This is a genomic window from Leptospira vanthielii serovar Holland str. Waz Holland = ATCC 700522 (genome assembly GCF_000332455.1).
Lineage (GTDB): Bacteria > Spirochaetota > Leptospiria > Leptospirales > Leptospiraceae > Leptospira_A > Leptospira_A vanthielii.
On sequence record NZ_AOGY02000045.1, the window covers coordinates 1 to 11,671 of the forward strand.

The 11,671-nt window shown below is 37.9% G+C and carries 9 protein-coding genes and 1 pseudogene; 2 read left to right on the top strand and 8 right to left on the bottom strand.

All coding sequences use genetic code 11. From position 1 onward, the window contains the following. Nucleotides 1–212: IS30 family transposase (locus tag LEP1GSC199_RS10325; protein WP_002981705.1), on the top strand; the 212-nt coding region annotated here is incomplete at its 5' end. A gap of 184 nt (nucleotides 213–396) precedes the next feature. Here LEP1GSC199_RS10325 and LEP1GSC199_RS10330 read toward each other — a convergent pair. From LEP1GSC199_RS10330 to LEP1GSC199_RS10350, 5 genes are read right to left on the bottom strand one after another with little or no spacing between them, the layout of a single operon-like run. Beyond that, the gene (locus LEP1GSC199_RS10330) at nucleotides 397–915 is read right to left on the bottom strand and encodes a Crp/Fnr family transcriptional regulator (RefSeq protein ID WP_002981702.1); all 519 of its coding nucleotides are present in this window, start codon (nucleotides 913–915) and stop codon (nucleotides 397–399) included. Further along, nucleotides 905–1,339 carry a Crp/Fnr family transcriptional regulator gene (locus LEP1GSC199_RS10335; protein ID WP_002981706.1) on the bottom strand — a complete coding sequence of 145 codons (435 nt, stop codon included), beginning with the start codon at nucleotides 1,337–1,339 and terminating at the stop codon, nucleotides 905–907. Before LEP1GSC199_RS10335 ends, LEP1GSC199_RS10330 begins: the two co-directional genes overlap by 11 nt. Then, nucleotides 1,339–3,276, bottom strand: a complete 1,938-nt coding sequence (locus tag LEP1GSC199_RS10340; protein ID WP_002981707.1) for an ankyrin repeat domain-containing protein — start codon at nucleotides 3,274–3,276, stop codon at nucleotides 1,339–1,341. The genes LEP1GSC199_RS10335 and LEP1GSC199_RS10340 overlap by 1 nt, the downstream gene beginning before the upstream one ends. After that, nucleotides 3,273–4,835 carry a peptidoglycan DD-metalloendopeptidase family protein gene (locus LEP1GSC199_RS10345; protein WP_002981701.1) on the bottom strand — a complete coding sequence of 521 codons (1,563 nt, stop codon included), beginning with the start codon at nucleotides 4,833–4,835 and terminating at the stop codon, nucleotides 3,273–3,275. The genes LEP1GSC199_RS10340 and LEP1GSC199_RS10345 overlap by 4 nt, the downstream gene beginning before the upstream one ends. A gap of 51 nt (nucleotides 4,836–4,886) precedes the next feature. Continuing rightward, nucleotides 4,887–5,405: a helix-turn-helix transcriptional regulator gene (locus LEP1GSC199_RS10350; RefSeq protein ID WP_039926572.1), complete on the bottom strand. Its 519-nt coding sequence runs from the start codon at nucleotides 5,403–5,405 to the stop codon at nucleotides 4,887–4,889. A gap of 219 nt (nucleotides 5,406–5,624) precedes the next feature. Between LEP1GSC199_RS10350 and LEP1GSC199_RS10355 the strand changes: the two genes are divergently transcribed. Continuing rightward, nucleotides 5,625–5,864 carry a hypothetical protein gene (locus tag LEP1GSC199_RS10355; RefSeq protein ID WP_232420751.1) on the top strand — a complete coding sequence of 80 codons (240 nt, stop codon included), beginning with the start codon at nucleotides 5,625–5,627 and terminating at the stop codon, nucleotides 5,862–5,864. A 1-nt stretch (nucleotide 5,865) separates the two neighbouring features. Here the strand turns inward: LEP1GSC199_RS10355 and LEP1GSC199_RS10360 are convergent, their stop codons facing one another. From LEP1GSC199_RS10360 to LEP1GSC199_RS21815, 3 genes and pseudogenes are all read right to left on the bottom strand, one after another. After that, nucleotides 5,866–7,953, bottom strand: coding sequence for an adenylate/guanylate cyclase domain-containing protein (locus tag LEP1GSC199_RS10360; RefSeq protein ID WP_002981700.1), 2,088 nt, complete (start codon nucleotides 7,951–7,953; stop codon nucleotides 5,866–5,868). Beyond that, entirely contained in the window at nucleotides 7,950–11,417 is a 3,468-nt protein-coding gene (locus LEP1GSC199_RS10365) for an adenylate/guanylate cyclase domain-containing protein (RefSeq protein WP_002981708.1), read from the bottom strand. The genes LEP1GSC199_RS10360 and LEP1GSC199_RS10365 overlap by 4 nt, the downstream gene beginning before the upstream one ends. A 41-nt stretch (nucleotides 11,418–11,458) precedes the next feature. Then, nucleotides 11,459–11,671: pseudogene (locus LEP1GSC199_RS21815) on the bottom strand (hypothetical protein); the annotation flags it as partial.

Consider the following 11,671-nt stretch of genomic DNA (forward strand, 5'->3'; position numbering starts at 1 on the left):
AAGTATATTTTTGTCATCCGGGAAGTCCTTGGGAAAGGGGGACTTGTGAAAATACGAATATGCTAATAAGAGATTTCTTTCCTAAAAAAACTGACTTTAATGATATATCAAGAAAAGAACTGAAAAGAGTCCAAAAGCTTTTAAATGAGCGTCCAAGAAAAACGCTTGGCTGGAAAACTCCCGCGGAAAAAATAAAGGAAGTGTTGCGTTAAACTTTAGAATCTATCACCAATTAAACTTTGAACCTGACGAAGATCCAAAGTCTTATTTATTACCGGATCAAATTGCAGAAGTGATTGAGGAGTTAGTTGTTGATGATCGTGGTTGGGTAATTCCTGAAATTCAAATTTCGCCAGAACTCTTTAAGTTAAAACGTAAAAAACAAAATTAACTAAATCACTCTCCAATGGGTGTTGCATTATCAGAAAATGGATCACCAGATGATCCATTTTGTTCTCCACTTCCACTTGAGGTTAAACCAGAAGCGGGTGTAGGGAGTACTTTCGCTATCATAGTATCTTCGTCTTGTTTTCGTTTGATGGCACGAATTTTTCCATCAGTCTCATAAAGTCTTTCTATAACTTTTTTAAGTAATAGAAAGAGAAACTCGGGACTTTCTTGGCTCATTTGTCCAAAAGTTGTCCGATTGATGATTCCCAGTTTTGCTGATTCGGAAACAACTACGATGGATGCTGCTCTTGGGCTATTGTTGATAATAGCCATTTCACCAAAAAACTCACCAGGTAATATACTTCTCAGCTTTATATGTTTGCCTTCGATTTGTTTGTAAATATCTAACTGTCCTTCAAATAAAAAGAACATAGCTCCGTTAGAAGGCACCCCTTCTTTAAAGAGTACCTCTCCCCGTTTGATATTGATCATACTTAGTTTTGCGAGAGATTCTTTAAGTCCCATCACTTGACTCCGTTAGATCTTTTAGTTTTTGTTCTGCTTCTATCAAACGTTCTACATAAGTTTGTAACAATGCATAAACAAACATTGGATTTGAATTTGCGATACGTGTTAGATTTTGTTTGTCTAAGATGCCAAGTTGCGCTCGGTCTGAATCTATAAAAACTGTCATAGCTCTTGGGTGGGTTGATATAAGTGCAATCTCTCCAAAAAATTCACCTGTGGAAAGTTTACGAACTTCATGGAAATTTCCCTGATCAGGTGCACCCATTCCCACAGAAAGAGAACCGCTAAGGATGAAATACATCTTCTCGTTAGACGGTTCACCTTCTCTTACGATGATTTCTCCTCGTTTGAATGTCTTTGTAGGGACAGTGTTAACGAAGTCAAAGATGTTGATTCGATTTTCTTTTTTAGGAATGGACATTAAAGGCCGCGGTAAATCTCAATCAGTTCAGGTATTTTCTTATCCTCCGCATATTCCAACGGAGATTTTCCTGTTTTATCTTCTATTTTAGAATCTCCGCCATTTAAAACGAAAACTCTAGCCAATTCCAAAATGGAATCACTTTTACCAGGATCAAACTGGATTGCTAGTTCGGAAAGTATAGTTTTCCCTAATTTATCCTGTTGGTTTAAGTTCGCTCTTCTTTCCACTAGGAATAGTACTAATTTCTTGTAACTTTCTGTTTGGATATTCTCTCTAGAGGATAAAAACTTTTGAATCGCCTTATGTAAAACTGTGAGTCCATTGTTGTCTGTTAGGTTAGGATCAGCACCTAACGTAATGAGTTGGGACATGGTGTCTATACGATTTCTGTTGAGGGCAATGTGAAGAGCACTTAATCCGCGTTTGTTTTTTGTATTTGGGTTCACACCTTTGGTAATCAATAGTTTGATTGTTTCGTCTGCGAACTTTTGTTCTTTTTTCTCAATATCCAACTTACAAACTATTGTAATTAGGTTTTCTCCTTCCTCGTTTAAGGACTGGAGATCGGCACCTGCTGCTGCTAAAAGTTTAAATGCTTCTGCATCCTTTCTTTCAATGGTTGAAAAAATCAAATTGGCTCCATCTTTCTGTTTCTGGTTGGGATTGGCTTTTTTTGATAAGAGAAATTTTGCAATGGATAATTGTTTGTTCTCTAAAGCTAACGAAAGTGATGTTTCGTTTGTTTTTTGGTTTATGACATCCACGGGAACATTTTTTTTCACCAACTCCTCTACTATCTTAAGTCCAGATTTCCGGGAAGCCAAATGAATGGGAAGGTATCCGGACGGATTTGCTGTCATTAAATCTGCATTTTTCTGGATGAGAATTTCTGCGACAGACCATTTGGATGTTTCAATGGATTCTTCCAATGGATTTTTATTTGTGGATAATGTTTGATTGGGGTTGGCACCTGCATCCAAAACTAGTTTTAAAAGATTAGAATCGTTTTTTTGTAAAGCAAGTTCAAATAGAGTTTTACCGGTTAGATTTTTTGAATCTACAGCTAATCCTTTTTTGAGCAGTAAGCTGACGGCTGTTAGGTTTCTCTTTTCTACCGCATAAAACAGTAGAGATTCTCCATCTGGTGTTTTAATATTTACGTCCGCACCTCGGTTCAAAAGAACTTCTAATCCTTGGGTAAATCCTTTTTCAATGGCAAAAACAATGGGTCGAATGGACTTTGTATCTTCTGTATTGGGATTTCCATTGGAATCCAAACTTAAGTTTAAAAGTTTTAAATTCTTTTGGTCGATAGAAACAAAAACTGGTGTTCGACCCGTTAAGTCAGGAAGATTAATGTCTGCCCCATTTTGAAGAAGATAGGTGATGGAGTCTATTTTAGATTTTTCAAATGCTAAGTAAAGGGGCGATTTTCTTGGATTGTTCCTTAAATTTACATCGGCTTTGCTCTCCACAAGTAACTTCTGTACGGTGAGATTTGCTTTCAGAATGGCTACGTGTAGTGCAGTGTTTCCATCTGCATCGTATGCATTGAGGTCCGCACCTTTTTCCACAATGGTTTTGATTTGGTCTGTGAAACGAGAGGTGACCACATAGTGTAACAATGTTTTGCCGGATAAATCTCTTTTGTTGAGATCGGCACCTTGGTTCAGTAAAATTTCAAAATGTTTGGGTTTGTTTTTTTCCACTGCAAGTACGAGGAGGGTTTTCCCTGATTCGTCACTGGCATTGATGTCACCGCCATTGGTTATGGCTGTTTCAAATTCCTTTAGATTCCCTTTGGATAGAATTTGAACCATGTCGGGAGCCACAATAGTGACTGATGTAGTTTCGGCTAAGTTTTCTTGTGCAAAACTGCTACCAAAAGATATGAGTAGAAGGAATAAACTAAAAGTAATTTGATTATGTTTCATTTGGGTAAATAAGCATCTGGATCCAACGCTTGTTGGTCAGGGCCTTTCCTAACTTCAAAATGTAAATGAGGGCCGGTCGATTTACCGGTATTTCCTACCTGACCAATGATATCTCCAGTTCGGACAGTGTCACCTTCTTTTACTAGGCGTTCATTTTGGTGAGCATAGTAGGTAAATATATTATTTTTGTGGCTGAGGATGGTAAGCATCCCATAACCACCGCTAGTTGTTGTGGTTCTCCATACCTTCCCATCACTCACGGCTTTTATCGGAGTGCCAATGGAAGCTGGTAAATCAATCCCTGAATGGAAGGCACCAACCTTACCTGTGACTGGATCTACCCTGGTTCCAAAGTTGGAAGATACATAACGATCGTTATCAACAGGGATCTGAAAATATTTGGAAATATCATCGCTGTCTACAAGGGGGCCACGTTCTTTAGATACAAATCCTCCGAAGACCCAACCTTCCCATTCATCATTCCAAGAAACGTAAAGCCATTTAGAACGAACTCCTCCAATGGTCTCGATTTCTTTTTTGGTATCAATGATTTTGATTTTTTCATCACCGGCAATTGTAGTTACAACAGAACCATAGTCGTTAGGTTCATCTCGCATCCGTAAACTTGTGGAGCGCACATAACGTTTCTCTCCATTCTTTAGTTCGTCAGGATTTTCTTGAGGGTAGGTGATCTCTCCCGGTTGGACATCGTAAGACACAACTTCTGAAGAACTTAAATACCCACCAAACACCCAACCATTTCCATAAGCCGATGATATTTGTTGCCAATGCGAAGTGATTCCGTCGATGGTTTCCTCTGCGGTGGTAGATGTTTCTATTTTGACTTTCAATCCTTTGGGTAATCTTGCTACAACATAGGCATTCACATCGGGTTCACCTCTCATGTTGAGAGAACTTGCCTCTACCCACATATCTTTTCCTTTTTTTGAATCCGAATAACTCGCATCAGGTGATTCGGAGATCCTTCCAGAAAGAGAGGATAAGTCTAAAGATAAACCTTCTGTGTTTCTTGACTTAACTGCAGGTTTGGTTGGAGAAAGTAAATCTTGGGTAACATACCCTTCTTGTTTAGATTTAGTTCGAACTAAAACCCAATGTGGCCCTTCTTTTTTTGCAGTTACGTCTTGTTTTAAAACCATTACCACTTCCAAGGAATCTCCTTTTTTTACCTTCACTGCTGAACGATTGGAAACATTGTTAGAAGGTTCTAGTTGGAGAAAAAAACTATCTCCGGCAATTGCCAAAAGAGATTTTGATTTTTTATCTTTTGCACCGGGTGCTGCATTATGATCTGCAATTCCTTCTGCTTGTTTTAAGTCGATTGGGGATGAAGAAATTTTGAGTCCAGGGAATTTGGTTTGCACTCGATTCACAAAGTCATTGTATTTTTGTAAAATTTCTTCCTGTTTCTTTTGGTTTGCAGTGACAAGACCGGATTGCCTTTGTTTGTCCCTTTCTTCCAATGTAGTTTGAGAAACAATCGGGTAGTAACAGAAGAAAAGAAAAATAGACGTTAGAAGGATTTTCTGATTTTTCATAAAACAAACTATAAAAAACCAAAGAAAATGGGAATGGTCAAGGTTTTTTGTTTAATCTTCCTCAGGTAACAATGGAGTTAAAAAGTAAGAAATAAATTCCAATTTTCCCCTCATTGATGATTTTTCATATATGGAAGCGGTTTGATTTTCGATAGTGCGAAGACTTTTTTTGCGAACCGCAGCAATTTGTTTTTGAGAGAAACCACGTAGTAAAAGTATGGCGATTTCCGTTTCCGCTTCTGATAGGTTCCATTCTTCCATTTGGGCTTTTGCCTCAGCCCAAAAACCCAGTTCTGGATTTTTTAAAATTCTGTTAGTGCGTTTTAAGTCGTGAATTTGAGACTTTGCTTGTACGTTTTCTACTGCTTCCGCCTTCAGTTCTTTGTAAAGGATAAAGACCACAAGAAAGGAAGAAAGGGCAATGAAGGACTCTACCGTGGCAATGATGATTCGGAATCGGTCAAAATACTCAGGTGGGTTGGTCAGGGTGAAAATTTCTTCAGCAATCCAAACAATTAGAGATAAAACGTAAAAACCTAAAAAAAGAATTCTTACCTTGCGAGTGTCCATATATCTATCTAATTTTTGCAACTAGTCCTTGTATACGCAAGTCAGTTTCTTAGGTAATCACCACATTTGCGGGTATCCTCCATGGAAGGATCGATGAAATTGTGAGATCCTATTCCCATGAACCGATGGGCTTTCAAATTTTGGTTTCTCTGTTTCGGATTTGTATTGGCATTTACCGGATGTTCCAATTCAAAAAACTATGAGACACGATCTCAGTGTATGGATCGATGTCTTCGAGAACAATATGTTTGTGCTTTGGCTCTTGCCCCTCAATTGGACAATGCCGCATCTACAACTGTAACTTGTATCACAATGTATGTGATGTGTTCTGAGAAGTGTCCGATTGCATCCACTAGCAGATCTACTACGACAACAAGATCCAGCAGTTCTTCTAGTTCCAGTTCTGGCAAAAAAGGTGGAAGCAGTTCCAGCTCCAGTTCCTCTGGAGGAGGTGATTGAACTAGGAACCTGTTTGCCTATAAATGATCTTAGCACCAATCTGCAAATTTTTGTATAAATCTAAAAAGATTTGGTTGGGAACCATACCTTCCACATCCCTTGAAAATTCAGGGCGTAGTCTCTTTAAAAAATACATACCTAACTCACCTTTGTTTTTGGCTTTTATCTTTCCTCTGTATTCACATTCAAAGAATCGTTTTACTTTATCATAAGTGATTTCCGAAAGATTGATTTCTCCAGCATCACCAGAACTTTCCATTCGACTTGCTGTGTTGACTGTATCTCCCCAGACATCGTAAGCAAATTTTGTTTTACCAACAACACCCGCAACAACTGGTCCTGTATGAATTCCAATACGGATTTCCCAAAAGTCCTGACCTAACATTTGTTTAAAGGATCTGATCTGAGTCATAAAGGACTTAATTTCCATAGCAAAAAGGCAGGCATCCACAGGATGAGTGAAATTTCCTTGAGGAATCCCTCCAGCAGCCATATAAGAATCACCAATGGTTTTTAGTTTTTCAAAATTATGGCGGACAGCGATGTCATCAAATTGAGAGAAACATCCATCCAACTGTTCAATGAGATCTTCTGGAGAGAGTGACTCTGCGGCAGATGTAAAGTTTTTGAAGTCAGTGAATAGAATACTTACCGACTCGTATTCCATTGGAGCTACTTCTCCTCTTTCAATCAATTCGTCGGCTAAATCTCCCGGTAGAATGTTCCGAATGAAGTGGAGCGTTTTTTCCCTTTCTTTTTCTAAGTCTCGCCTAAGGTTTGCATTGTGGATCGCACCAGCCACCTGTTCACAAAAAGAAATAATTTCTGCGAATTCGTCTTTGGTCCAATCTTGTTCTCGTGTGAGACGAGTGACACAAATGATTCCTATGGTTTGACCTTGCACAACGAGTGGAATCTGTCCAAACAATTCCAATTTAAAACTATCCGCAATGGAAGTATCAATCGTAGACAGTTGTTTCCATTTGATTGATTTTTTTAAATATACGGGTTTTTGTTTTTGGTAGGTTCTGAAAAGAGAACCTATGTTTGGTGATAGGACGGTTCGAAAGGTTCTAAGAAAATTACTTACAATAAGCCCTTTGTTAAAAACTTCCGCACCTTCCATAAGGGGAACAAGAGAATTAGTTTTCAGATCTACAAGAAGGATGAACCCTAACTCTACCCTATGATTGATTTTCAGATAAGAAAAGACCTCTCTGGTGATATCTTCAATTTGTGAATAAGAGTTAATCCTTCGATTGAATCGATGTAAGTTTTCTAACTTCAATCGGTTGGTTTCAATGTTTTCTTTTTCCCTCTGGATCGTAATATTCCCTTGTTTGAGTTCATTCAAAAGGTATCCGGTTTCAATTGTTCCCGCAATATAATCGGCAATGATTTTTATTTGGTTTAATTGTTGTTCGGTGAGTTCAAAAATTCCTGAATAATCTAATAAATCCAAAGTGCCTATGAATTTGTTCCGTAAGTAGAGTGGAACGATTAGGAGGGATTTTAGATTTGCCGATTGTTTGTTCGCAAGTTCGACACCTTCTGTTTTATAGGACTCAAAATCTTGGATATAAAAACTTCGTTTGCGTTTGCGAACATAGGCATGAGCATACATTGTAACATAGGAATCGGAAACAGGGATCTTACGTCCCATAATTTCTTCTTTTACCCTATCTGTGAGGTCTTCTGGAAAATTGCTATGAAAGAATTCTAAAGCTTCCAATTCTCCTTTGTAAACATACAATAGATAATGGGGAACTTTGAATTTTTCTCTTATGTAACGACCCAATATATAGAGAATCTCTTTTAGGTCTGAGGCAGAGTTGATTTCTCTAAGTAGTCCATCTAAATCAGAGAGTTGAGTATAGGAATCAACCAGTTTGTCTGAAAATTCTTCTGAGATAGATTTAGTATTGATGAGTTCTTTTTCTCTACTTACCAGTTCTTCTTTTAACAACCGCAGTTCTGATTGGTATGTTATGATAGTATTTTCTTTTTCTTCTTTTTGTTTGTATAAAGAGATCATCCAATACAGAATGCTAATAAAAAGAATTGTGATACCGAAAAGTCCGTAGATCATTTGATTAGAATTTTTGCTCCACGTTTCTGTTGTGTATACAACCTTCCAAACTTTTCGTTAGGCATAAACCCTGTATCATCGGACAAATCTGGTTTTAAAGATAACAATTCATAAATCGGGAACTGGTCACCTTCGTATGTATTGATTTGGCGTTGGTTGTCTATATGAAAAAGTCGTTTTACTTTTTCCATTGTTTCTAGTGAGATATTGATTGGAGTACCCACACCACCACGTCGTATAGCTTGTGTTTGTGTTACCGTTTTTCCCCAAACATCGTAATTAAACTTTGATTTGCCGATGACTCCTGCAACCACAGGTCCTGAATGAATGGCAATCGTAATTCCATTGGGGCGGAATGGAATGTCTTTGAAGTCTTCCATCATCCTTATCACTTCATTTTTGATTTGTAAGGCGGCAAGACAAGCATCCACTGCATGGGTAAAGTTCCCAACAGGAAGTCCTCCCGCTGCCAGATACATATCCCCAGTCATCCGAAGTTTTTCCATTCCTTGTGCTTTGATGATTTCATCAAACCTTGAAAAATATAAATCCAATCCTTCGATGAGTTCTTCTGGAGTGAGTTGCCCTGTTGTTTGAGAAAAACCAGGAAAACTGGTCATAAGCAGTGTTACATTCTCAAATTCTACAGGGTTGACTCTTCCTTTTTTCTGTAACTCTTCTGCTACATTTTTGGGGAGGATATTGAGTAAAAGGGAATCTGATCTTTGTTTTTCTTCCTCAATTTTTTTAAGCAAAAAGTGGTTGTTTATGGCACTGGCAATGTGTTCGGAAACACCAACTATGGAATTGACTTCATCAGTAGTCAGTTGGATGTTTTCATCACTGATTCCATAAACTGCCATGGCAACAACTTCATCATTGTTGACAAGAGGAGAGATGAGAAATCCATTCATCCCTGACTTCTCTGTGATTTGTTTGTCTACTGCATACGGCATATCTTTCGGTATATGTTTCATATAGAAATGGCGTTTTCTCTTGTAACATTTGTATACAAAGCCACTATCTTCTCTGAGAGGGAAACGAAGGGTTTTAAAAAAGTTTATATTATCGTCAACTAATAGATCGAATCCGGAGTGGTTAAGATAACGGAATTCATTGTATTCTTTGTCTAGAAAATATAAAACACAATGTTCGATTTTGTAGTTCTTTCGGATGAATCCAAAAATTTCTGCGAGGATATTTTCTAAGTTATTTTGCGAGTTTACGTTTTTTGCAAACTCATTCATCTTCTGAATTTCTGCCTTGGCTCTTTCGGATTTTTTTCTTTCCTCTTCTGTGATTTGTAACAATAGAGAGTTCTGAATGGCACCGGCAATTTGATCACAAAATCCCGAGATCCTTCTGATTACTTCGCGTGTGACTTCCATTGGTTTTTGGTAGGAAGTAAAATATGCCATACCAATGACTTCGTTCTGCACAACTAGTGGAACGGCTACAAAAGAAGTGAGACTTAATTGTGAAAAAATTTGTTCGTCTAACTCTGATTCATATCGTTTTGGCGGTTTAGGAACGAACAAAGCTTTTTTTCTGAGAAAAGTTTTGTAAATTATCCCCCCTTTTTCATTTAAGGGAACGCGGATTGATTTTGCAAATGACAACTGTTCTTCTGTCGCATAAGCGGGAATGGTTGTATTGTAAGTGTATAATTCTTTTTTCTTTGTGTCGATGAGTTGGAGGAGGGTAGCTTCGATTTCAAATGTTTTTAAAATGTAATTAAACATTTCTTGGATGATTTGTGAGAGGCTAGATTCCGAATTGATTTTTTTTGTGAACTCGTTTAACTTTACAACCTCGTTTTTTGCATTTTCCATTTGCAATCTTGCATTTTCTGCGATGAACTTTTCGCGGTTCATTTCTTCCACGAGGATGGAATTTGTTACGGCAGTGGCAATGTTCTCTGCGGTGTTTTCGACTAACTGGAGTTGTGATCTAGAAAAGCTGGTTCCTCTTTGTTCGCTAAAAAGAGCCAACAAGGCGATGACTTTTCCTTGCGAACTGAGGGGTATGATCATTCCTGGATGTTTTCCAATCAATTGGACAAATTTTTTATTTGATTCTGTAAGGCGTGACTCCCGTACTTTTGCAAATCGGAAGGGACGATTTCTTTTGTATACATGATAAAAAAGTCCGGCACTTGGATCCAAAGGGAAACTCATTCCTTGTAACTTAGATTCTAACGCCAATCCAGAGTTAGGAGATGAAACGGATTTGTGATAAATAAGTTTTGAATTTTTTGCATCTATTAAAAGTAAAATCATCGAGTCGCAAAAAACTTCATCGTTTAGATAATCGAAGGCTTTTGTTAAAATACTATCTAGTTCAAGAGATGTATTTAATGTTTTTGCAAATTCGTTCAGCCGTTCTATGTTAGCTTTGGAATTTTCTAACTCGTGAGTTCTTTCAACAACAATGTCCTCCAGTCCTTCTTTTAGGATGTTTAGTTCCTTGTTGGAAACTTCTAATCGTTCTTTTAGTTTTTCAATCGATAGGTAAGCTCTTGTGAATCCATAAGAGAGAATGTATCCTTGGAAAAGAATAAAACCCAAAAAACCAAAAGGAGTTAGGTTCATTGTATTGATCACATTGTTTTGATAAAGAATATCATGAACAACCGTTCCAAAAACAAAACTAAACCCAATAAGAGATAAACCAGCACCCACTGTGTCGGATCTGTAAGCCATGATGATGGCGATGGTGATCCTTACACAAACTAGTATCAAAAAGATTTGGAAATAATGAATTTGTGCACTGAAGAAGGCAACGGGTAAAAATATAGAAACAAGAAATGGTGTGATGAGGATACCAAGCACCCACATCGTTTTTTTACCCACTGTATTGGGAAATACCAACCTATAAAAAAAGGCAAAGACAATGGTTGCGACGTAAATAGTGGCAAATTCCAATCGAATGAGGAAATCCATAGGCATCCCAGGAAAAATGTTTAGAATATTCCTTTCGCCGATGGTAAGAAGTCGCATAACAATAAGTAAACTAAAAAGAGATATAAAGAGACTGGCTTTGTCTTGTCTACGCATAACAAACAAACCCAAGTGATACAAGGCCCAGAGAAAGATACTTCCTGCAAGAAATGAGGTGATTTGGTAACTACGATTGACTTTGTCATATAACATTCGTCTTTCGCCGAGTTCCATACTCTCCCAAAATCCACCTTTGGAGTAGTGGAAGTTGGAAATTTCAAATACAATTTCAGTTTCGCCAGAAAGTGGTTCTAAATCCATAAGAACGGATTTATAGGATGGTTCAAAGTAGTTGGGATTAATTCCAAAACTTCCTTGTTCCACAACTAATTTGCCATTGATGTACAACCTGTACGCAGAGGAAAGGTCAAGGTTGTGAAAGGCGAGGTTGGGTGTTTTCTCTGGAAAAAAGACTTTTAATTTATATGTCGCATAACCAAATCCACCGAGTGTATGGAAAGGCACATCGGTAACACTTTAGATCACTCACATGGGTTACACTTTTACTAGTCAATTCTATACAATAGCCTCTGGTATTTCAACACTTTACTCGTATACAAATCCAAAATTCCAAGAATTGCATCCGCAAAGTAAAGACGACAATGCCGATCAGATATCTCTTCAAAGCCAACTACCTCTCCAATGAAAGGATTCCCAAAGAACACTCGATGGGGCCCGTACTGCGCAAAACGTGGCGTGGACTTTATCGTAATAATTCG

What these genes read in the sequence shown, in the direction of transcription:
- LEP1GSC199_RS10350 (WP_039926572.1), bottom strand. Translation starts at nt 5,405, where the DNA reads ATGGACACTCGCAAGGTAAGAATTCTTTTTTTAGGTTTTTACGTTTTA.
- LEP1GSC199_RS10330 (WP_002981702.1), bottom strand. Translation starts at nt 915, where the DNA reads ATGGGACTTAAAGAATCTCTCGCAAAACTAAGTATGATCAATATCAAA.
- LEP1GSC199_RS10340 (WP_002981707.1), bottom strand. Translation starts at nt 3,276, where the DNA reads ATGAAACATAATCAAATTACTTTTAGTTTATTCCTTCTACTCATATCT.
- LEP1GSC199_RS10335 (WP_002981706.1), bottom strand. Translation starts at nt 1,339, where the DNA reads ATGTCCATTCCTAAAAAAGAAAATCGAATCAACATCTTTGACTTCGTT.
- LEP1GSC199_RS10360 (WP_002981700.1), bottom strand. Translation starts at nt 7,953, where the DNA reads ATGATCTACGGACTTTTCGGTATCACAATTCTTTTTATTAGCATTCTG.
- LEP1GSC199_RS10355 (WP_232420751.1), top strand. Translation starts at nt 5,625, where the DNA reads ATGGATCGATGTCTTCGAGAACAATATGTTTGTGCTTTGGCTCTTGCC.
- LEP1GSC199_RS10345 (WP_002981701.1), bottom strand. Translation starts at nt 4,835, where the DNA reads ATGAAAAATCAGAAAATCCTTCTAACGTCTATTTTTCTTTTCTTCTGT.